Here is a 20,945-nt window from a genome sequence, read left to right as displayed (position 1 = left end):
CTTGATTTCCTGACCCTCCGCTCTAGACCCTGGTAGACAGGACAGCGGAGGAGACGGGCGTGAGCAACGGCGGCGAAGCGAGCGAAATCTATATCGGCCTTGGCGGCGGCGGGGCGGCGGACGGGCCGCGCCAGTCGCTCGTGCTCAAGCGCGCGAACCGTCACGGCCTCATCGCCGGCGCGACCGGAACCGGCAAGACGGTGACGCTGCAGGGGCTTGCGGAAAGCTTTTCGGCGGTCGGCGTCCCGGTTTTCGTGGCCGATGTGAAGGGCGACCTGTCCGGCATGGCGATGGCGGGCAGCCCGACCGCCAAGACGCACGAACCCTTTTCAAAACGCGCCGCCGAAATCGGTGACGGCGATTGGGTCTATCGCGACAATCCCGTGATCTTCTGGGACCTGTTCGGCGAGCAGGGCCATCCGGTGCGCACGACGATCTCCGAAATGGGGCCGCTGCTGCTCGCACGGCTGATGGGACTCAACGAGACGCAGGAAGGCGTGCTGAACATCGTCTTTCGTTTCGCTGACGAACAGGGAATGCTGTTGCTCGACCTCGAAGATTTGCAGTCGATGCTGGCCTATACGTCTCTTCATGCCGCCGATCTGACCGCCAAATATGGCAATGTGACGAAGGCGAGCATTGGCGCGATTCAGCGTCAGCTGCTGACGCTCGAAACTCAAGGAGGAGCGCAGTTTTTCGGCGAACCGGCGCTTGAGATCGATGATATGATGCAGTGCGATGAACAGGGGCGCGGCTATATAAACATACTCGCCGCGGACAAGCTGATGGCGAGCCCCAAGCTTTATGCGACTTTTCTGCTGTGGCTGCTCGCCGAAATGTTCGAGACGCTTCCGGAAGTCGGGGACCCCGAAAAGCCCAAGCTGGTCTTCTTCTTCGACGAAGCCCATCTGTTGTTCGACGATGCCCCCAAAGCACTGATCGACAAGATCGAACAAGTCGTGCGGCTGATACGTTCAAAGGGGGTGGGCGTCTATTTCGTCACGCAGAATCCCATCGACGTGCCCGAAGAAGTCGCCGGCCAGCTTGGCAACCGGGTCCAGCATGCGCTGCGCGCATTCACTCCCCGCGATCAAAGGGCGGTCAAGGCCGCCGCAGACACGTTTCGCCAGAATCCAACGGTCGATGTGGCGCGCGCGATCACCGAATTGAAAGTTGGCGAAGCGCTGGTTTCGCTGCTGCTGGCCGACGGTGCGCCGTCGCCGGTCGAGCGCACCCTGATCAAGCCGCCTTGTTCGCGCGCCGGTCCCCTGACCCCTAAAGAGCGTGCGATCATCCAGTCGATCTCGCCGATCGAAGGCAAGTATGACACGCGGGTCGATCGAGAAAGTGCCGAAGAGGTCATTGCACAGAAATCGCTCGACGCTGCCGCTACCGCCAATGAAGTAGCCGAAAAGGGGCGTGAGGAGGTCGGCAAGCGCGAACGCAAGAGCACGAGTATATGGGGCAAAGCCGCGAAACGCGCCGCCAGTGCGGTCGCGGGATCGGCGGCATCGATTGCTGCGGCAGCGGTTCTTGGAAAGAAGTCGCGATCCGATCCGATGCGCAACGCTGCAACTTCGGCGGCAGGGTCGGTGGCTACCGATCTCGGCGGGCCAATGGTTGGGCGTTTCGTCCGCAATCTTATCGGCGGACTGATGCGTTGACTTCGCCAAGATGACCGAATCCGACTCTGCATTAATGGAAGCGAGCCTTGCCGCCGTCGGCGCGGCAGGCATCGACATCCGTCATTCACTCTTTGCGAGCTTCTTCGCGGCGTTTCCGGAGCGCCGCGCGACCTTCATCTCGGTCGATGCGGCTTCGCGGCGGATGACCGACGAAACGCTGCAGATGATGCTGGGACTCGCGCAGGGGGAGGCGTGGGTGTGGCCGCTCGTCGCCGAGCTGGTTTTTACCCATCGCAGCTACGGGTCGCTGCCGATCGCCGAATATGACGCGTTCATCGACATGACCATCGCCGAGCTAGGCGCCGCTGCGGGCGCCGAATGGACCGCCGACAGCGCCGCAGCCTGGCAGCGCCACGGCGACGCGCTGAAGCAGATGATCCGCAGGGCGCGCGCCGAATGGTCCGAGGCGATGCCGGCGGGGGCGCCCGCGCCGGCCTGACCCCGCGCGCGCCGAAGCGGGCTTCGTGGGCAGGTTCAAGCGCCTGCCGGGCCGCTTCGCTGCCGCCTAGGCCTTTTCGCCGGGAAAGAAGCGCGCGATGACGTCGCCGGCGAGCCGCGCCGGACGGAGCGTGTCGGCGTCGAGGCAGCACCAGCTCGACTTGACCTCGGCGAGTACATCTTCCCCGCGCTTGATGATGGTTTCGTAAAAGGCGCGCGCGCCCTGGACCTTTTCGAGAATCACCGTCGCGATGACCTGATCGTCAAGAAAAGCCGGGCGGCGATAGGTGATCTCGTGCTTCAGCGCGACCCACAGATGCTGCGCCACCGCGTCGGGAGGCGCGATCTTGCGCCAGTGGGCGAGCACCGCCTCCTGCACCCAGCTCAAATAATGGGCGTTGTTGACGTGCCCCATGAAGTCGATGACCTCGGGTCCGACGGTGATGTCATGGTCATGGGGAAGCGATGCAGCCGTCATATCGCTTACACTAATGTCAATATTTTGTGACGGAAAAATGAATCTTCATCCTCGCCCGCGATAGGGCGCGACACCTTGATCGGGGAGCCACAATCCTGCGGGCGGCGGGCCCGACTGCCAGAAGACGTCGATCGGGATGCCGCCGCGCGGATACCAATAGCCGCCGATGCGCAGCCATTGCGGCTGCATCTCGTCGAACAGGCGGCGGCCGATGCCGACGGTGCAATCCTCGTGAAAGCCCGCATGGTTACGGAACGCGCCGAGGAAGAGCTTGAGGCTCTTCGATTCGACGATCGTATCGCGTGGTGCATAGTCGATGACGAGGTGCGCGAAATCGGGCTGGCCGGTGACCGGGCACAGCGAGGTGAATTCGGGAGCGGCGAAGCGCACGAGGTAAAGCTCGCCCGCGCGCGGGTTCGGAACATAGTCGAGCACCGCCGCCTCGGGCGAGACAGGCAGTTCGCTCGACTGGCCGAGATGTTTGGGCGCAAGCGGCGTTTGGCTGGAATCACTCATGGCTTTCGTCTAGTGCGGCGCGCGGCCGATGTCATCGCCGTTGATGGCGCAAGTGGCCGCGGCCGGGTTCAGCGCCAATTCAGCGGCGAGGACGCGGTATCGCATGTTGGATTTGCAATTTGGAACGATGGTGCGAGTCAAGCAATCGATAAGCAGGGTGGCGCATGTGTCGCTGGCGGCGATGGTGGCCGCGGCAGGATTGGCCAGTCCCGGCCTTGCGCAGGATGCGGAGGCACCTACTCCCACACCGGCCCCCGCGCCCGGGCGGTCGATCGACTTCCGCCTGCCGCCCGCGAACGATGGCCGCGCGTCGGGGGTTCAGGGGCCGTCGGACAACGGCTTGCCGCCGCTGGCGCCGGGCGAGCGGCGCGGCCTGCCGACACCGGCGCCGAGCCCGACTCCAGCGCCGCCGCGCGCACCCGTTGTCGTGCCGACCCAGCCCGAGCCAGCGCCGTCCACGACAACGCCGCCGCCGTCGGCCGACAGGTCTGCGGTATCGCGGCCCGCTGCGCGCGGAGCGCCTGCACCCGCTTCGAGCGCCGCGCCGCCGCCGACCGCGCCGTCGATTCCCGATCCCGCTGTGCCGCCGCCGCTCGAAACGGACCTTCAGCCGGAAGCCGAACCGTCGCGGTCCGTTTCCGACGACGAGGTGCTTGTCGAACAGCCGGTCCCGACGAACGACGGCGGAGCGACGCCCTGGTGGGCGTGGATGCTCGCGGCGCTGGCAGCGGTCGGCGCGGGGCTGTGGTATTGGCGCCGCCGCCCGGCGCTGGCCGGCGATGCGCCGGTTGACGAGCCAGCGATTGCGGAAAAGCCCGTTGCACCGCCGCAGCGCGCAGCGGCTCCGCCACAAGCGCCTTCGCCGGAACCGACGCCCGCGCGCCTCGCACCACCGCCGCGTCCGGCGTCGACGCTGGTGACGCGTCCCTTGGCCGAGCAACGCGCGCAAGTGTCGCTCGAACTCGAAATTCGCAGCATCCAGATCTTGCCCGATCGCGTCGAAATCGGCTTTGCTCTGACGATTGCCAACAGCGGCACGCTCGCCGCGACGGGCATGATGATTCGCATTGCGGCGGGGCAGGGATCGGCGATGCAGGAAGGCGTGCTCGCCCGCTTCTTCGATGGTGCGGGCGGCAGCATGTTGCGCGACGATATGGTGATCGAACCGGGTGCGAGCGACAGCGTCAGCACCGAAATCGCACTGCCGCGCGCGGCGATCGAGCCGCTGATGATCGCGGGCAAGCCGATGCTGGTTCCGGTGATGGCATTCGATATCACCTATCATTGGGACGGTCCCGGCGACGCTTTTGGCCAGCAAGCGGAAACCTTCGTCCTCGGGCGCCTTGGCGACGCCACCGACAAACTTGCGCCGCTGCCGCTCGACCGCGCGAAGCACAAGGTCGAGCGGCCCGCCGCGCGCGCCACCGCAATGCGCCGCATCCAATAGGCGCCGGTTCAAGCGATCGGGGATGTTGTCCCCTTTCGATCCGCTTTTCTGTTGCGGTGCAACATCGTCTGGGGCAGGACGCGTCCGTGCTTGAAAAGAAGCACGGTGGGGCATAGGCTTGGACTTCCCCGGGAAAGCAGAGCCACAGCAGGATGGCCGGCGAAGGGACAGGCAGTTTCCAACCGGTCGCAACAGGAGCATGACATGGACGCCTTGGTCTCAACCGACTGGCTGGAACGCGAACTGGGGGCATCGGACCTGCGGGTGGTCGATGCGACGAAATTCATGGCCGGGACGGACCGCGATGCGCGCGCCGAATATGAAGCCGGACACATTCCGGGCGCGGTGTTCATGGACCTTGCCGAGCTGACCGATGCGTCGAGCGACATCGACAATATGGCGCCGCCTCCCGAAAAATTCGCGAGCCGCATGCAGTCGTTGGGCCTCGGCGACGGCAGCCGGATCGTCATTTACGACGACAGCCCGCTCAAGAGCGCAGCGCGCGCCTGGTGGCTTCTCAAGCTGTTCGGGGCGCATGATGTTGCGCTGCTCGACGGCGGGCTCGCCAAATGGAAGGCCGAGGGCCGGCCGCTCGAAATGGGCAAGCAGGCGCTGCGCCACCGCCACTTCACCGTGTGGCGCGACGCCAAGGCGGTTCGCACCAAGGAACAGGTGCTCGAAAATCTGGCGCTCGAAACCGAGCAGCTTGTCGACGCGCGCCCCGCCGCGCGCTTCACTGGCGAGGATCGCGACCCGCGTCCGGGCGTCGCGCCAGGTCATATTCCGGGGTCGCGCAGCTTGCCGCACAGCGACCTGTTCAACGCCGACGGAACGTGGAAGCGTGGCGACGAGTTGAAAGCCGCCTTCGACGCCGCGGGCGTCGACTTCGACCGACCGCTCGTCGCGACGTGCGGGTCGGGCATGACTGCGACGGTCGTCGCCTTTGGCGCGCATCTTCTCGGCAAGGAAGATGTTGCGGTCTATGACGGAAGCTGGTCCGAATGGGGCGCCGATCCGGCGACCCCCAAGGCGACGGGCGGCGCCTGATCGCCGCCGCGCTATCGGGGCTGGCGACTGGCTTTTGCCCCGATTCCCGCTAACAAGGTGGGATGAACGACAGCGACGACGACAGCCTCCGCCCCGCGACCAAGCTTGTGCAGGGTGGACGGCGCGCCGAATGGACGGGCGATCCGCGGCTCGGCGGCGCTATCGTCAATCCGCCGGTGTGGCGGGCGTCGACGATCCTTTACGACAATATCGCGGACATGAAGGCGCGCGGCCATGCGACGCACGACAAGCTTTATTATGGGCGGCGCGGGACGCCGACCGTCTGGGCGCTCGCCGATGCGCTGACCGCGATGGAAGCTGGGGCGGAGGGCACGCTCCTGTATCCCTCGGGTGTCGCAGCGATAGCGGGGGGGCTGCTCGCGCTGCTGTCGCCCGGCGATCATTTGCTGATGGTCGACAGCGCCTATGAACCGACGCGCGCTCTGTGCAACGGATTGCTCGCGCGGATGGGCGTGCGAACGAGCTTCTACGACCCGCTGATCGGCGAGGGCGTCGCCGATCTGATCGAGCCGGACACGAAGCTCGTCTTCCTCGAATCGCCGGGCAGCCTGACCTTCGAGGTGCAGGATGTGCCCGCGATCACGGCGGCGGCGCGGGCACGCGGCGTCGCGACGATGCTCGACAATACCTGGGCGACGCCGCTCCTCTTTCCCGCGCTCGCGCATGGCGTCGATGTCGCGATGATGAGCCTAACCAAATATGTCGGCGGTCATTCGGATGCGATGATGGGCAGCCTGACCGCGACCAAGGCGCTGTGGCCGCGGCTACGTCAGGGCGCCTATCAGCTCGGGCAGGCGGTGTCGCCCGACGATTGTGCGCTGATGCTGCGCGGGCTGCGCACGCTCGACGTGCGGATGGAACGGCACGGCGCGAACGCGCGCGTGATCGCCGATTGGCTCGCGGGCCGGCCCGAGGTGGGCCGAGTGCTGTGCCCTGCGCTTCCTTCCGACCCCGGGCACGCGATCTGGTCGCGCGACTTTTCCGGTGCGAGCGGCTTGTTCGGCTTCACGCTGAAGGGGGCCGACGATGCGGCACGTGCGCGCTTCATCGACGCGCTCGACCTTTTCGGCATCGGGTTCAGCTGGGGCGGCTATGAAAGTCTTGCCGTGCCGAGCGATCCGGCGTCGATCCGTAGTGCAACGAAGTGGAGCGACCCCGACCCGCTGGTACGGCTGTCGATCGGGCTCGAGGACCCGTCGGATCTGATCGCGGACCTCGGCCGCGGATTTGCGTCCATGAAGGGGAGCGGCTGATGGACGAGCTCATTACACGCATGGGATTCCCCAGCATTGCCGAGGCGCAGTTCGCCGAGCTGGGTATTGCCGCCGCAATCGCGGGTGCCGCGCTCCTCGCCGGTTGGATCGCGCGGCGGCGGCTCGGGCCGCGACTGGCCGACTGGATGCACGGACGCGATATTCAGGCGCGGGGACCGCTCACCGAAGCGACGCCGACTCTGCTCGGCTGGCTCGTCGCGCTGCTGATCGTTGCCATTGGCTGGGCGGTCTGGCCGTGGGATCCCTATGCACGGCTCTTGCTCGGTGCCGTGGCGGCAATCGCGGCGGCGGCGGCGGTGCGTAATATTGTCCGCGGTGTCGGACTCGGTGCGGGACCAGCTCTCGCGGCGGCGGCGGTCGCCTTTGTTGCATTGTTGTCGAACGCGGTCGGCGGGCTGACCCTGCTGCAGGAACGGCTCGATGCCGTGGGCTTTACCGTCGGGCGGATGAATCTCTCGCTGCTGACGCTCATCAATATCGCGCTCACCATACTCGCGCTTTTCCTGCTTGTACGAATCGGCAACCGCATCGTGCGGCGCGTCGTGCGCGGCGGCGGCGGGCGCGATCTCGATGCAACGCAGCAGTTGCTCGTCGAAAAGATCGCCGGCGTCGCCATCGTCATCGCCGCCTTTTTTGTCGGCATCGACCTGCTCGGAATCGACCTCACCGCCTTTGCTGTCTTTTCGGGCGCTCTCGGGCTTGCGGTCGGTTTCGGGCTGCAAAAGACCTTCGGGAATCTGATCGCGGGGATCATCCTGTTGATGGACCGCTCGATCAAGCCGGGCGACGTCGTCGTTGTCGCCGATGCGGTGGGGCGCGTGAACAAGATCGGCGTGCGCGCGGTGTCGGTCATCACGCGCGACGGCAAGGAGCATCTGGTTCCCAACGAACTGCTGATGACCGAGCGGGTCGAGAATTGGAGCTATTCGAATCGCGAGGTGCGCGTGCGGCTCGCGGTCGGGGTGAGCTATGACGCCGACATCCGGCTGGCGCAAAAGCTGATGCTCGATGCGGCTGACGAGGCGCCGCGCGTGCTCAAAAGCCCCGCGCCGGTTTGCTGGATCACCGGCTTCGGTGACAGCAGCGTCGACCATGAACTGCGTTTCTGGATTTCGGACCCCGAAGGCGGGCTCGGTAACATCCAGGGCGACGTCTATCTGCGCATCTGGGACAAGTTCAAGGAGGCGGGGGTCGAGATACCCTATCCGCAGCGTGACCTGCATGTGCGGACGCTGCCCAAGGAAATGCCCGCCCCGGCGCAGCCGAAGCGGGCATCGAAAAAGGCGGACTGACGGCCGCGCGGCCGGTCAGAAACCCTTGGCCTTGGCGCGCTCGATGCATTCGAGGATGATGCGCTTCGCCTCATCGACGTCGCCCCAGCCCTGAAGCTTGACCCACTTGCCGGGTTCGAGATCCTTGTAGTGGCCAAAGAAATGCTCGATCTGCTGGAGCACGATCGGCGGCATGTCGGTGTAGCTCGCGACATCCTTGTAATAGGGAAAGGTCGAATTGACGGGGACGCAAAGCAGCTTTTCGTCGCCGCCGCCGTCGTCCTCCATCTTGAGCACGCCGATCGGGCGGCACTTGACCACCGCGCCCGCGACGACGGGCGAGCGCGCTACGACGAGCGCGTCGAGCGGATCGCCGTCCTCGCCCAGCGTGTGCGGGACAAAGCCGTAATTGGCGGGATAGCGCATCGGCGTGTGGAGGAAGCGGTCGACGAACAATGCCCCCGACGCCTTGTCGAACTCATATTTCACCGGCTCGCCGCCGATGGGAACCTCGATGAGGACGTTGAGGCTGTCGGGCGGGCTGTCGCCCGCCGGGATCAGGTCGATGCGCATGGGAGAATCCTTTGGTTCTGATTATTGCGCGCGCCTTTAGCGCCGGACGGCGCGTAAAGTCGAGGCCTAGCGTGCCCCCTCCCGCTTGCGGGAGGGGATTTAGAGTGCGCGTTTGGGCGCGAGCAGTCGGTCGATCCAGTCGGGGCCGTCGCCGATTTTTTCGAGGTGCGGCCAGCGCAGCCCGCCATGATAGGCGATCTCGATCGTGCGGTAGCGTCCGTCGCGCTCGACGATCAGCCGCACCGGGGTCTTGCCGTCGGCGGCCGCGCGAATCGCCGCCTCGATCCGCTCGCGGCTATAGCTCATCCCGTCGACCGCTATGATCTTGGTGCCGTTGACGATGTCGGCGCGAAAGGCGGGGCCGTCCCACAAGATGCTGCCCGCGACGCCATTTCTGTCGATCGTGAGGCCGAGCGAGTGAACGAGGTCGGCATTTTTCGATTTCGACATGCGTTCGCGATCATAGGCGTTCGGCTTGTCGCGCCAGACGAGACGATAACCCGCGCGTTCGATGCCGCCGGTCGGCGCAGGTTGCCCGGCAACCTGCATACGCTCGCGCAGGAAGGTCGCCCAGTCATGGGGATGGACGGCGGTCAGCGTTGCGACGACTTCGTCGAAATCATAGCCCTTCTGCCCCCAGTCGCCGTCGCGCCCGCCGAAGAAGATGCGCGCGAAATCGTCGAGGCTCTTGCGGTCGCGCGTCGCGGTGCGGATCAGCATGTCCGCTTCGAGCCACATCAGCGACCCCTCGTTGTAATAATCCTCGGTCCGTGTGGCGCTGGGGAAGGCGCGCGGTTTGCGCGCTGCAATGATCGGATCGTGCGTCGTGTCCTCGACCGAGCGCCATGCGCGGCCGGGCTGGACGCTGTAGAAAGCGGCGTTGGCTGCCCATTCGCCGAGAATGACCTCCTTTGACTGCATCCCCGAGCGGCCGGCCAGGACGAGGTCCCAGAAACTTGTCTGCCCTTCATAAACCCAGAGCAGATTGTCCTGCATCGGCGTGCGATAGTCGGGGGTCCAGAGCTTTTCTGGGCGGCGATATTTGCCGTTCCAGCTGTGGACGAGTTCGTGCGGGAGAAGCCCGCGCGCGGTTTCATTCTCGTCCCATTTGGTGAAATAGTCGGGGTCGCGGCTGTTTTCGCTGCTGCGATGATGTTCGAGCCCGATCCCGCCGAGTTCGTCGGTCAGCGCGAGGAGGAATTCATAGCGATCGAAAGGCCGCGTGCCGAACAGCGCGACCGCTTCGGACACGAGCGCGGCGTGGCGCGCGATATGGTCGGGGCTCGCCTCCAGATATTTGGCCTCGTCGGCGACGACGTTGAGCGTGACATTGTGGCCGAGGTCCCATTTGCGGAAATGCTTGCCGGCGAACATCGGGCTGTCGACGAGAGCCTCGTAATTGGTCGGCGCATAGCTGTAGCGGTTGCCCGCGACCTTGAGGCCGTCGAGCGCAGCGACGCCGGTCCAGCCGTTGGGGAGCGTCACGTCGAGCTGCACCGGGATCTGCCGGGTGAAATAGCCGGCAGGATAGAAGCTCACCTGTTCCCACTGCAGGTTCATCATCGCCGGGGTGACGACGATTCGCCCCTCGCTGCTGCGCGTCGGCGACAGGAATTCGAAGGCGATGTCGATGCTCTTGACGCCTGCGGGCACGTCGATGTCGAACGCATAGACGTCGGTCGGCTGGCGCGTCCATGCGAGCGGCTTTCCGCCCGCGGTCGCGCGGAAGCCCGCTACCTCTGCAATCGCGCCGCGCGGGGCGTGCTTGCCGGGGAGCCATTCGGGATACAGCAACGTCAGCTTGCCTGGCTTTGCCACCGGAATCGTTTGGCGCACGCGATAAATGCCACGCGCGACGTCGGTCGCGTCGACGCGAAGCTGTATCGTGCCAGGATAAGGCTTGTCGGCCGGCAACGGGATGACGTGCGGCTGGACGACCGGCTGCGGCCGGCTGTTGCCGGTCTGTGCGGTAGCGGGAACGAAAAGGACCGCGGCGATCGCGGCCGCGACGATATGTGCTTTTTTCATGGCGAGCGTTCCTGCCGCGAAAAGCGCGCGGCGTCCAGCGCAGGCGTGCGACGGCGCTTTGCCTTTCGCCCAAAAGCGATTAGACGCCGCGGCCATGAGCAAGGACAAGCCCGCGAAAATCCCCACGCCGCAGCCGGTGCGCGGCACACAGGACATGCTCGGCGATTTCGCCGACCGCTTTGCGCATGTTGTCGAGACGTTCGAGCGGGTGCGCCGGCTTTATGGCTTCAAGCGCGTCGAGGTGCCGGTGATCGAGCCGACCGCGGTGTTCGCGCGGAGCCTGGGCGAGACGACCGATGTGGTGTCGAAGGAAATGTATTCGTTCGACGATCGCGGCGGCGATTCGATCACCTTGCGGCCCGAGTTCACCGCCGGGATCGCGCGCGCCTATATCACCAACGGCTGGCAGCAGTTCGCGCCGCTGAAAGTGGCGACGCACGGGCCGCTGTTCCGCTACGAGCGCCCGCAGAAGGGGCGCTATCGCCAGTTCCACCAGCTCGACGCCGAGGTGCTGGGGAGCGACAGCCCGCTCGCCGATGCCGAGTTGCTTGTCTTTGCCGACCAGCTGCTGAAGGAATTGGGCATCGCCGAGGGCGTGATCCTGACGCTCAACACGCTGGGCGATGCGGCGAGCCGCGACGCGTGGCGCGCCGCGCTGGTCGAGCATTTCATGGGCCATCGCGGCGATTTGTCGGAGGACAGCCTCGCGCGGCTCGACAAGAATCCGCTGCGCATCCTCGACAGCAAGGACCCGCGCGACCGCCCCATCGCCGACAGCGCGCCCGACATCGACGCGTTCCTGACGAGCGAGGCGCAGGACTTCTTTGGCGCGGTGACCGCGGGGCTCGACGCCGCAGGGGTCGCGTGGGAGCGCAATGCACGGCTGGTGCGCGGGCTCGACTATTATCGCCACACCGCGTTCGAGTTCGTCACCGACCGATTGGGCGCGCAGGGCACGGTGCTCGGCGGCGGACGCTATGACGGGCTGATCGAAAATCTCGGCGGGCCGCCGACCCCGGCGGTCGGCTGGGCCGCGGGGATCGAGCGGCTGGCGATGTTGGTGGACGGTGTAGGCGATTATTCTCTCGACGTTGTGATTGCCTTGGAAGACGATCGGGCGTTCACATTTGCCCAATCAGTCCTCGCCACGCTCCGCGGCGAAGGGATTTCTGCCGACATTGTAGCGACCGGCTCGCCGAGAAAGCGATTCGACAAAGCCGCGAAGATGAACGCTAAATCGATTCTAAGCCTGGTTTATCGCGAAAGTGAAGACCGCCCCGGACGAGGCATTCGGGGGCCGAACGAGCTTGTAGAAAGAATCGACCAGCTTCTCATTTCTCGTCACCCTGAACTTGTTTCAGGGTCCATGGCCTGAGGCCGTGCGATTGGGCCATGGATGCTGAAACAAGTTCAGCATGACCTTGTACTAATAGGCTCGGCAATCCCCCACTTTACGGCAAGATCTTCCCAATTGGGGTTTCCGGATTCAATCAGGTTTATCTTCCATCGGCGGTGCCACCGCTTCAACTGTTTCTCTCGGGCTATGGCGCCGGTCATGTCATCGAAAAACTCGGCATGAACGAGACGAAAGACCCGATATCGACTGGTAAAGCCGGGGACCGTTCCCGACCGATGCTGCCAAACGCGCACGACCAGGTCCGATGTGACGCCGATATAAAGCGTGCCTCGCTTCTGGCTGGCAAGAATATAGGTGCAGGGTTGCCGCGACCGCATCTAGGCCTCTATGCGGCGCCATGGATGCTGAAACAAGTTCAGCATGACGAGTTTGCACTGTTCTGGACTAGATGACCCACGTCTCCGAAAAACAGATCGACGCCATCATCGAACGCCATGCCGCGTTGCAGGCGCGCATGGCGACGGGGGATATGGCGCCGGCCGACTTTGTCGCGGCCTCGAAGGAATTTGCCGAGCTCGAACCCGTCGCCACCGCTGCCCGCGAAGTGGTGCGGTTGCGCGAGGAACTCGTCGCACTCAACGAAATGCTCGCCGATCCCGAGATGAAGGCGATGGCCGCCGAGGAAATCGCCGCGATCGAGGATGCGCTTCCCGCCGCCGAACATGATCTGGCGGTCAAGCTGCTCCCCAAGGATGTCGCCGACGAGCGCGCTGCGATGCTCGAAATCCGCGCGGGCACCGGCGGCGACGAGGCGGCGCTGTTCGCGGGCGACCTGCTGCGCATGTACAGCCGCTTTGCCGACACACAGGGGTGGAAGGTCGAAATCATCTCCGCCAACGAGGCCGAGGTGGGCGGCTACAAGGAAGTCGTCGCGTCGGTGAAGGGGCAGGGCGTCTTTGCCAGGCTGAAGTTCGAGAGCGGCGTGCATCGGGTGCAGCGCGTCCCCGTCACCGAAAGCGGCGGGCGCATCCACACGAGCGCCGCGACCGTCGCGGTGCTGCCCGAGGCCGAAGAGGTCGACGTCGCGATCAACGACAATGACCTCAAGATCGACATCTATCGCGCGAGCGGCGCGGGCGGGCAGCATGTCAACACGACCGACAGCGCGATCCGCATCACCCATATCCCGACGGGGCTTGTCGTCATCCAGCAGGACGAGCGCAGCCAGCACAAGAACCGCGCAAAGGCGATGCAGGTGCTGCGCTCGCGCCTCTTCGACCTCGAACGCACGAAGCGCCACGATGCCGAGGCGTCGGCGCGCAAGGCGATGGTCGGATCGGGCGACCGGTCCGAACGCATCCGCACCTATAATTTCCCGCAGGGGCGCGTGACCGATCACCGCATCAACCTGACGCTCCACCGCCTGCCTGAGATATTGGAGGGGGCGATGGACGAACTGATCGACGCGCTGATCGCCGAAGACCAGGCGCAGCGGCTGGCGGGATTGGGTGACTGAGCCCTTCAATTCCGTTCGCATCGAGCGAAGTCGAGATGCCCCTCGGGACGACCATATGCCACAGGGTGTCTCGACTTCGCTCGACACGAACGGAATGAAGCGTGGGTGATTGAGTGTGAGCGAAGTGGGCGATAGCATTCGCGCCGCGGCGCAGCGGCTTTCAGCGGTCTCCGAAACGCCGCGGCTCGATGCCGAGCTGTTGATGGCGCATGCGCTGGGGGTCGAGCGCGACCGCTTGCTGCTCGATCCGTCGCGTTTCGCCGTGCCCGCCGCTTTCGACGCGTTCGTCGCGCGGCGGATGGCGCACGAGCCCGTCGCCTATATCGTCGGCTATCGCGATTTCTGGACGATCCGGCTTGGCGTCGGGCCCGGCGCGCTGATCCCGCGACCCGACAGCGAAACGCTGATCGAGGCTGCAGTCGATCATTTCGGGCAACAGACGCCGAAGCGGGTGCTCGATCTTGGTACCGGGCCGGGCACGCTGCTGCTTGCCGCGCTTGCCGAATGGCCAGAGGCGAGCGGCGTGGGCGTCGATGCCAGCGCCCAAGCGCTCGCCTATGCGCGGGGCAACGCCGAGGCACTGGGCTTTGATGAGCGCGCCGAGCTGCGGCAGGGCGATTGGGCGGCCGGGATCGACGAAAGATTCGACCTTATCCTCTGCAACCCGCCCTATATCGGCGAGGCGGAACCGCTGATGCCCGACGTGCGTGCGCACGAGCCCGTTTCGGCGCTGTTTGCGGGCACCGACGGACTCGACGATTATCGCCGCGTCGTCCCCGACCTGCCGCGCTTGCTCGCGACGGGCGGCGCGGCCGTGCTTGAAATCGGGGCCACGCAACATATCTCGGTACGGAGGCTGGCCGAAGATGCCGGCTTCGCCGTCGCTTGCCGCAAAGACCTTGGCGGTCGCGACCGCGCCCTCATTTTGACAATCGCTTGACGGCGGCCCGCCAAAAATCGCTTGGTTTCGTCGCAAAAGCGCGTTAGGGCAGGGGTACAGGCCTGATCAGGGTCCCTTTGGCGGTGCACGCACCGATACTGGTCCGGCGGGTCTGCTTCCCATTTACGATGCTTGTGCAGGCCGTTGCGCCTGAACGGGCGGTAGAGGGCAAGGCCGCGCGTGAGGCGCGGGTGCGACGCGCACGGTGGCGCGTTCGGCCAAAGGGGTTGGCATAGCTTAAAGCTTTTCGACAGGATGTCTCAGTTGAACATGAACAACCGGCAGAGCGGTCGCCGTCGCGGTCGCAACAACAGCAACAACAATCGGTCGCAGTCAGGCGGACGCGGTGGCGTCGACCAGGCCAACCGCATCGACAGCCGCGCGCGCGGCAACGCAGCGCAGATGATCGAGAAATATCGCAACATGGCGCGCGATGCGCAGCTTGCCGGCGACCGGGTGCAGACCGAATATTATCTCCAGTTCGCCGACCATTATTTCCGCGTCGTCAGCGATTTCCGCGCACGGCAGGAAGAAAAGGCCGCGCAGAGCGGTCAGGATCGCAGCCACGACCGCCAGCGCGAGATTCGCGGGGTCGAGGACTTCGACGGCCACGACGACAGCGATCTCGACACCGATAGCGGCAGCGAAGACAATGACGGCGATGCGCGCGGCAATCGCGACCGGCGCGACCGCGACGACGACGATAGCCGCGGCAACCGCCAGCAGCAGGGTCGCGGCGACCGCGGCCGCCGCAATCGCGATTCGGATCGCGCCGAGGCGAAATCCGACGACGATAGCGAGGAAGCCGCTTCCGACGAGGAACAGGCTCCGGCACCGCGCGCTCCGCGCCGCGGACCCCGACGCGCCCGCGCGGCCGAAAAGGACGATGGCGATGCCGGTATCGACACCGCCGTCCTGCCGCCCGCGATCGGCCGCACCGACCGCACCAACGACGAAGCCGCGGATAGCGAGACGGACGAGGCTCCCGCAGCCGCGCCCAAGGCGCGCCGTTCGCGCCGCACGCTCGCGCCGCGCGGCCCCGGGGTCGAAGCCGCCGAGTAACATCGCGTTTTCGCGCTGGTTTTTGAATCGGGCATGACCTAGCCTCGCCGCGGACAGGTTTCGCGGGGAGGGACGGGATGCGTGCGCCGATATTGGCCGCTGTTGCGGCGGGTCTGATTGCAAGTCCGGCAGCGGCGCAAACCGCGTCGCAGGGCAATGCGCAGGGCGAACTCGCCGTCACTATCTATAATGGCGGGCAATCGCTGGTGCAGGATGTCCGGCAGATCCGGTTCCCCGCCGGGCGATCGCGGCAGGAATTTCCGGACGTATCGGCGCAGATCAGGCCGCAGACCGTGTCTTTTGGCGCCGCCGATACGGCGATCGTCGAGCAGAATTTCGACTATGACCTGCTGTCCCCCAATGCCTTGATGCAAAAGGCGGTGGGAGAGACGGTCACGCTCCTTCGAATCAATCCCGCCACCGGTGCCGAAACGCGCGAGCGCGCGAAGGTGCTCGCCGTCAACGGCGGCGTGGTGCTCCAGATCGGCACGCGGATCGAGATATTGCGCGACGACGGCTTGCCCGTGCGCGTGATTTTCGATTCGATCCCGCCGAATCTGCGGGCCAAGCCCACGCTTTCGATCACCGTCGACAGCAATAGCGCGTCGATGCGGCCGGCAACATTGTCTTACCTGACCGGCGGGCTGGGCTGGGCGGCCGACTATGTTTCGCTCTATGACGAAAAGGCGGGAACGGTCGACGTCCAGGGCTGGGTCACGCTGACCAATACGACCGGAACGACCTTCGAAAATGCGAAAACGCTGCTCGTCGCGGGAACGCCGTCGGGGGGCGTTGCCAATAATGTTCGGTCGGGTCGCTATCGTCCCGTGCCGACCGCTCCGGGCACTCTGCGGAGCGCGGGCACGGAAACGGCCCCGCGCGAACAACTCGGCGACTATTATCTTTACCCGCTGCCCGAGCGCACGACGATTGCCAATGCCCAGACGAAACAGGTCAGCTTCCTCGACGTCGCGCGGGTTCCAGCCCGGAAAATCTACGAATTCACCGTGGACGGGTTCAACAATATGACCGAGCCCGCGAGCGCGGCGAGCGTCATCAAGTTCAGCTCAAGCCGCGAGGGCGGTCTTGGCGACGCACTGCCGGCGGGTACGGTGCGTTTTTATCAGCGCGATCTGCGCGGCGATCCCCAATTCATCGGCGAGAGCAGGATCGGCCACACGCCGATGGGCAGCGAATTGGGACTAAAGACCGGCGATGCCTTTGACGTGAAGGTCAAGGCGACGGTCGTATCGCGCGAGCGCCGCACGCCGACCATCTGGCGCAGCGCGATGTCCTATCTGGTCACCAACGCCCGGTCGCAGCCGATCACGCTCGACCTCGTCCAGCGCGGACTCGACTGGTATTGGAGCGAAACGCGCATCCTGTCGGAGAGCCAGAAGAGCGAACGGCTCGACTCCGATGGTACGCGCTGGCGCGTCACCGTGCCGGCCAACGGCGAGACGACGATCACCGCGACCTTCGAAACGCGCTATTGATCCGGCGGGCGATGCGTTGGGCCGCGCCTCTGTTGCTGCTCGTTGCCCCGGCGTCGGCAATGGCCGCACCGGTTGTCACATCGACTGCACCCGACTCCGTCTCGGTCAGCGTGTTTCGGGACCCCGACCGCGACGAGGGCGGCGAAATCGACCGCGACTGGCTGAACGGCTTTGCCCTGATTTCGGAGACGCGCACGCTCGACCTTCCGGCCGGCGAATCGGTCGTGCGGTTCGAAGGGGTGGCTGAGGGGATGGTTGCCGTGTCGGCGATCGTCACCGGCCTGCCCGGCGGCGTCGTGCAGAAGAATCGCGATGCGGCGCTGTTGTCTCCCGCGAGCCTGCTCGACGGCACGCTCGGCAATCGCGTCCATCTGCGGCGGACGAAGCGCGCGACCGGCGACGTTACCGAAGAAGAAGCGATCATCCGCTCGGGGCCGGCGGGCGCGGTCGTGCTGCAGACGTCGGCGGGCTTCGAGGCGCTGCGTTGCACCGGGATTCCCGAATCGCTCGTCTATGATGGCGTACCGAAAGGGCTGACCGCCAAACCGACGCTCTCGGTGACGACGCGCAGCCCGGCGGCGCAGCGCGTGACCGCGACATTGACCTATTTGTCGACGGGGTTCGACTGGGCGAGCAATTATGTCGCGCGCGTGGCGCCGGGCGGCAAGACGCTCGACCTTTTTGCATGGTTGACCGTCGCGAACAGCAATGGCGAGAGTTTTGCCGACGCCAGCCTGTCGGCATTGGCAGGCACGCTGAATGTCGAACGGGATTTCGACGAGCTCGTCGAATCGCCGCTGACCCCGCGGCTCAATCTGACCTGTTTTCCCACCGGCAGCGGGCGCTACGGCCAACCGCTCCTCTCCCCTCCGCCACCCGCGCCTGCCATGGTCGGCTACGCCGATGAAGGGGCCGAGAATATCGTCGTCACCGGCATGCGTCTTCGCCAGGCGAAGGCGTCGTCTCCGGTGGCGGTTGTCGCCGAGCAGGAAGATCTGGGCGATCTGAAACTCTACCGCGTGCCGATTCCCGTCACCGTTGCGGCCAATGGGCAAAAGCAGGTGGCTTTGCTGATCAAGGACGATGTGCCGTTCGCGACTATCTATCGTCTGCGCGTTGATGTTGACGATGAATTCGACGACGAGGCGGCCGAAATCCTGTTGCGGATGGAGAATAAGAAGAGCCAGAAACTCGGCATTCCGTTGCCGAGCGGACAGGTCGCGGTGTTCGAACAATCGCACGGGATGGAATTGCTGGCTGGCGAAGGCGCGATTCGCGACCATGCGATCGGCGAACGCGTCGACATTGTCATCGGGGAAAGCGGCCAGGTGCGCGTGGCGATCGAAAATTACGCTACGCCAGGCAAGGATCGGCACAGCTACCGGGCGACCGTGTCGAACGCGAATCCCTATGCCGTCACCTTTGAACTCGGATTCGACTATCATGAGGATGGACAACTCGATTCGCGCCTCCGCAAGTTGCCGCGCAAGGATGGCCTGCCGACCTGGACAGTGCGTGTCCCGGCCAATGCGACGCGCCGCTTCGACTATCGGGTCCGCGCGAGCGGGGGATAGGTTGCTCGATCAGGCAGGCGGCAGCGCGCGCGGACGGTGATTCTCGTCGAGCGCGACGAAGGTGAACAGGCCTTCGGTGACCTTGACCTCGGTCTCGCCGCGGTCGCGCGTTGCGATCACTTCGATGCGAATGCCCATCGAAGTGCGTCCGCGCCGCTCCACATGGGCATAGACCGAAATGATATCGCGCAGCAGGATCGGCGCGATGAACTCCATTGCCTCGATTGCTACGGTGGCGGTCGCCCCCTGTGCCACGCGCGCGGCGACGATGCCGCCCGCGATGTCCATCTGGCTGAGCACCCAGCCGCCGAAGATATGGCCATTGCTGTTGATGTCCGCAGGGGCCGGCACGACGCGCAATATCGGATCGGGGCGCGAGGGGAGATTTTGCACATTATCGGTCATGATTCATATCCGGGTCGTCTTCGAAGGGGTCTTCGATCGATTCGTCGTGACCGCTGCCGCTCGACAAAAAGACGAGCCCCATCAGCGCGGCGCCGAGCAAGACCGACAAGCCGACCCCCGCCGCCGTCGCAATAATCATGTGGATCGTCAGCGCGTCGCCCATCGTCAGGCGAAGCCAGCCGAGCGCGCAAACGACGGCGAGAAAAGACACGAGCGCCATGCCGCGCATCAGGCGGCGATAGCGTGCCCAGGCGACCTTTGACGTATTGCTGTCGTCGAGGGGGGAGCGTTTGACCATGCGCGCTTCCATGAACCATGCTTCCGGGCACGCCAAGCACGAAAGCGGCAGCGTCGATTGTTTCGCACCGCGCGCGAATCATGATAGTCTTACGCGACAACAGGCAGAATTTGGGGAGCGGTAAGCGATGACGATCGGAGCGATTCTTCACGGGCGGACCGGCGCAATCATTTCGGCGCGCAAGGACGACACGGTACGTGCGGTGGTCGATCTGCTCGCGCAGCATCGCATCGGTGCCGTTCCCGTTCTCGAAGGTGATTCGATCGTCGGCATTTTTTCGGAGCGCGACCTGGTCCGCCTGATGTCTTCCTATGGTCCGGGCGCGCTCGACCGCAGCCTCGACGATGTCATGACCAAAACGCCGGTGACGTGCGATTCGTCGATGGCGGTGATGGCCGCGCTGTCGCAAATGACGCAGCGGCGGATTCGTCACCTGCCGGTGGTCGACGACGGCAAGCTCGTCGGCTTCGTCTCGATCGGCGACCTTGTTAAATATCGGATCGACAAGATCGAGGCCGAAGCTGCGGCGATGCGCGACTATATCGCGTCCTGAACCGGCGGTCGGCGGCGAATCACGAGGCGCGACACTTCGGCAATCGCTTCGCGCTCGAGCAGCCAGAGCAACGCCGCGTAAAGCGCGACGCCCATCGCAACGAGCAGCGCGAGCCGAATCGGCGCCGCCCAGCCAAGTGCCCCGAGCGACTGTTCGGCCACCCCCACGCCTATCGCCATAACAAGGGCGGGGGCCAGTCCCGGCAGCATCGCGCGCCCGATATCGAGCAGCGACACGCCGATGAGCGGCGCCGAAAGCCGCGCGGTGACGATGAGCAGCAATGGCGCGGCGACAAGCCACGCCCACGCGATTCCCTCCAGCCCCCAGTTCGCGCCGATCAGGAAGGCGGTCGGAAATATGAACGCACCGCCCAGCGACGCGAACATCGACAGCGACGGCTTGCCGAGCGCATTGTTCACCGGCGCGAAGAGGATCTGCACCGTCATCACGAGCAGCGCGAGCGACAGAAGCTGGATATAGGGTGCCATGCCCAGCCATTTGGTGCCGAACAGCGTTTCGACCATCGGCGCGGCGACCACCGCGAGCCCGCAATAGAAGGGCGCGGCGACGAGTGTCAGCAGCCGCACCGTCTTGAGAAAGCTCCATTGGACTGCGGCGAGGTCGTGCTTGATTCGCGAATAGGCGGGAAAGGCGACCTCGTTGAGCGGGGGTACGAACTTCGCCATGAAAATCTGCGCGAGGAACAGCGCCTCGGCATAGAGGCCGAGCGCATGCGGTTCGAATCGGCTGCCCGCGATGAAAATGTCGGACTGGCTTTGCACCAGCCAGAAGAACTGGCTGAACAAAACCGCCGAACCGAATCCGACAATCTGCCCGCAACCGCGAAAATCGAAACTCGGCCAGACGAGCAGGCGTGCGGCGATGGTGAGGCCTAGTGCGCGTGTCCAGAAGAGCGCGATCGGCGCGTAGACAAGCGTCCACACGCCATAGCCCGCAAGCGCACAG

The 20,945-nt window shown here is 65.1% G+C and carries 21 protein-coding genes (1 of these 21 cut by a window edge); 13 read left to right on the top strand and 8 right to left on the bottom strand.

What is annotated here, in order from left to right:
* The first annotated feature begins 59 nt into the window (after nucleotides 1-59).
* Entirely contained in the window at nucleotides 60-1,664 is a 1,605-nt protein-coding gene (locus H7692_RS08325) for a helicase HerA-like domain-containing protein (RefSeq protein WP_201928793.1), read from the top strand.
* A 10-nt stretch (nucleotides 1,665-1,674) separates the two neighbouring features.
* Nucleotides 1,675-2,124, top strand: a complete 450-nt coding sequence (locus tag H7692_RS08320; protein ID WP_222135394.1) for a hypothetical protein — start codon at nucleotides 1,675-1,677, stop codon at nucleotides 2,122-2,124.
* Nucleotides 2,125-2,190: 66 nt separating this feature from the next.
* On the opposite strand, the gene H7692_RS08315 is transcribed toward H7692_RS08320, so the two are convergent.
* Together H7692_RS08315 and queF are read right to left on the bottom strand one after the other, a co-directional pair.
* Nucleotides 2,191-2,601: an acyl-CoA thioesterase gene (locus tag H7692_RS08315; RefSeq protein WP_201928795.1), complete on the bottom strand. Its 411-nt coding sequence runs from the start codon at nucleotides 2,599-2,601 to the stop codon at nucleotides 2,191-2,193.
* A 45-nt stretch (nucleotides 2,602-2,646) separates the two neighbouring features.
* Complete coding sequence (queF, locus tag H7692_RS08310; RefSeq protein ID WP_201928796.1) at nucleotides 2,647-3,117, bottom strand: preQ(1) synthase; 471 nt, start codon at nucleotides 3,115-3,117, stop codon at nucleotides 2,647-2,649.
* 127 nt (nucleotides 3,118-3,244) lie between these two features.
* Between queF and H7692_RS08305 the strand changes: the two genes are divergently transcribed.
* The 4 genes from H7692_RS08305 to H7692_RS08290 all read left to right on the top strand — a co-directional run bounded on the left by H7692_RS08305 (nucleotide 3,245) and on the right by H7692_RS08290 (nucleotide 8,198).
* Nucleotides 3,245-4,564 (top strand): hypothetical protein, encoded by a 1,320-nt coding sequence (locus tag H7692_RS08305; protein ID WP_227340025.1) that lies wholly within the window; start codon nucleotides 3,245-3,247, stop codon nucleotides 4,562-4,564.
* A gap of 204 nt (nucleotides 4,565-4,768) precedes the next feature.
* Nucleotides 4,769-5,611, top strand: coding sequence for a 3-mercaptopyruvate sulfurtransferase (gene sseA / locus H7692_RS08300; protein WP_201928798.1), 843 nt, complete (start codon nucleotides 4,769-4,771; stop codon nucleotides 5,609-5,611).
* Between the two features lie 62 nt (nucleotides 5,612-5,673).
* Nucleotides 5,674-6,885, top strand: a complete 1,212-nt coding sequence (gene metC, locus H7692_RS08295; protein WP_227340024.1) for a cystathionine beta-lyase — start codon at nucleotides 5,674-5,676, stop codon at nucleotides 6,883-6,885.
* Nucleotides 6,885-8,198, top strand: coding sequence for a mechanosensitive ion channel family protein (locus H7692_RS08290; protein ID WP_227340023.1), 1,314 nt, complete (start codon nucleotides 6,885-6,887; stop codon nucleotides 8,196-8,198). The genes metC and H7692_RS08290 overlap by 1 nt, the downstream gene beginning before the upstream one ends.
* 15 nt (nucleotides 8,199-8,213) lie before the next feature.
* Here H7692_RS08290 and ppa read toward each other — a convergent pair whose 3' ends face one another.
* A complete protein-coding gene (gene ppa / locus H7692_RS08285; RefSeq protein ID WP_201928801.1) occupies nucleotides 8,214-8,750 on the bottom strand; it encodes an inorganic diphosphatase in 537 nt (178 codons plus the stop codon).
* Nucleotides 8,751-8,849: 99 nt separating this feature from the next.
* Nucleotides 8,850-10,778: a M61 family metallopeptidase gene (locus tag H7692_RS08280; RefSeq protein ID WP_227340022.1), complete on the bottom strand. Its 1,929-nt coding sequence runs from the start codon at nucleotides 10,776-10,778 to the stop codon at nucleotides 8,850-8,852.
* Between the two features lie 94 nt (nucleotides 10,779-10,872).
* Between H7692_RS08280 and hisS the strand changes: the two genes are divergently transcribed.
* Nucleotides 10,873-12,153 carry a histidine--tRNA ligase gene (gene hisS, locus H7692_RS08275; RefSeq protein ID WP_227340021.1) on the top strand — a complete coding sequence of 427 codons (1,281 nt, stop codon included), beginning with the start codon at nucleotides 10,873-10,875 and terminating at the stop codon, nucleotides 12,151-12,153.
* Between the two features lie 35 nt (nucleotides 12,154-12,188).
* Here the strand turns inward: hisS and H7692_RS08270 are convergent, their stop codons facing one another.
* Nucleotides 12,189-12,512 (bottom strand): GIY-YIG nuclease family protein, encoded by a 324-nt coding sequence (locus H7692_RS08270; RefSeq protein ID WP_227340020.1) that lies wholly within the window; start codon nucleotides 12,510-12,512, stop codon nucleotides 12,189-12,191.
* Nucleotides 12,513-12,583: 71 nt separating this feature from the next.
* On the opposite strand from H7692_RS08270, the gene prfA reads away from it, so the two are divergent.
* From prfA to H7692_RS08245, 5 genes are all read left to right on the top strand, one after another.
* The gene (gene prfA / locus H7692_RS08265; protein ID WP_227340019.1) at nucleotides 12,584-13,651 is read left to right on the top strand and encodes a peptide chain release factor 1; all 1,068 of its coding nucleotides are present in this window, start codon (nucleotides 12,584-12,586) and stop codon (nucleotides 13,649-13,651) included.
* Nucleotides 13,652-13,775: 124 nt separating this feature from the next.
* Nucleotides 13,776-14,591, top strand: a complete 816-nt coding sequence (gene prmC, locus H7692_RS08260) for a peptide chain release factor N(5)-glutamine methyltransferase (RefSeq protein ID WP_227340018.1) — start codon at nucleotides 13,776-13,778, stop codon at nucleotides 14,589-14,591.
* Nucleotides 14,592-14,846: 255 nt separating this feature from the next.
* The gene (locus H7692_RS08255) at nucleotides 14,847-15,653 is read left to right on the top strand and encodes a DUF4167 domain-containing protein (RefSeq protein WP_222135399.1); all 807 of its coding nucleotides are present in this window, start codon (nucleotides 14,847-14,849) and stop codon (nucleotides 15,651-15,653) included.
* Between the two features lie 77 nt (nucleotides 15,654-15,730).
* Nucleotides 15,731-17,149, top strand: coding sequence for a DUF4139 domain-containing protein (locus H7692_RS08250; protein ID WP_222135400.1), 1,419 nt, complete (start codon nucleotides 15,731-15,733; stop codon nucleotides 17,147-17,149).
* Nucleotides 17,150-17,208: 59 nt separating this feature from the next.
* Complete coding sequence (locus H7692_RS08245; protein ID WP_222135401.1) at nucleotides 17,209-18,723, top strand: DUF4139 domain-containing protein; 1,515 nt, start codon at nucleotides 17,209-17,211, stop codon at nucleotides 18,721-18,723.
* A 9-nt stretch (nucleotides 18,724-18,732) separates the two neighbouring features.
* Here the strand turns inward: H7692_RS08245 and H7692_RS08240 are convergent, their stop codons facing one another.
* Together H7692_RS08240 and H7692_RS08235 are read right to left on the bottom strand one after the other, a co-directional pair.
* Nucleotides 18,733-19,128, bottom strand: coding sequence for an acyl-CoA thioesterase (locus H7692_RS08240; RefSeq protein ID WP_201928808.1), 396 nt, complete (start codon nucleotides 19,126-19,128; stop codon nucleotides 18,733-18,735).
* The gene (locus tag H7692_RS08235) at nucleotides 19,118-19,426 is read right to left on the bottom strand and encodes a hypothetical protein (RefSeq protein ID WP_201928809.1); all 309 of its coding nucleotides are present in this window, start codon (nucleotides 19,424-19,426) and stop codon (nucleotides 19,118-19,120) included. Before H7692_RS08235 ends, H7692_RS08240 begins: the two co-directional genes overlap by 11 nt.
* 127 nt (nucleotides 19,427-19,553) lie before the next feature.
* On the opposite strand from H7692_RS08235, the gene H7692_RS08230 reads away from it, so the two are divergent.
* On the top strand, nucleotides 19,554-19,979 hold the full coding sequence (locus tag H7692_RS08230) for a CBS domain-containing protein (RefSeq protein ID WP_201928810.1): 426 nt from the start codon (nucleotides 19,554-19,556) through the stop codon (nucleotides 19,977-19,979).
* Here H7692_RS08230 and H7692_RS08225 read toward each other — a convergent pair.
* Nucleotides 19,964-20,945, bottom strand: partial view of a lipopolysaccharide biosynthesis protein gene (locus tag H7692_RS08225; protein ID WP_222135403.1) — the 3' portion only. 536 nt of this gene lie beyond the right edge of the window; only the last 982 of its 1,518 coding nucleotides appear in the window; the start codon falls outside the window, past its right edge; its stop codon occupies nucleotides 19,964-19,966. The genes H7692_RS08230 and H7692_RS08225 overlap by 16 nt on opposite strands.

Source organism: Sphingopyxis sp. P8 (assembly GCF_020622175.1).
GTDB classification, from domain to species: domain Bacteria; phylum Pseudomonadota; class Alphaproteobacteria; order Sphingomonadales; family Sphingomonadaceae; genus Sphingopyxis; species Sphingopyxis jiangsuensis.
The sequence above is the reverse complement of the archived record's forward strand: the minus strand, read 5'-3'. Positions and strand labels throughout refer to the sequence as shown.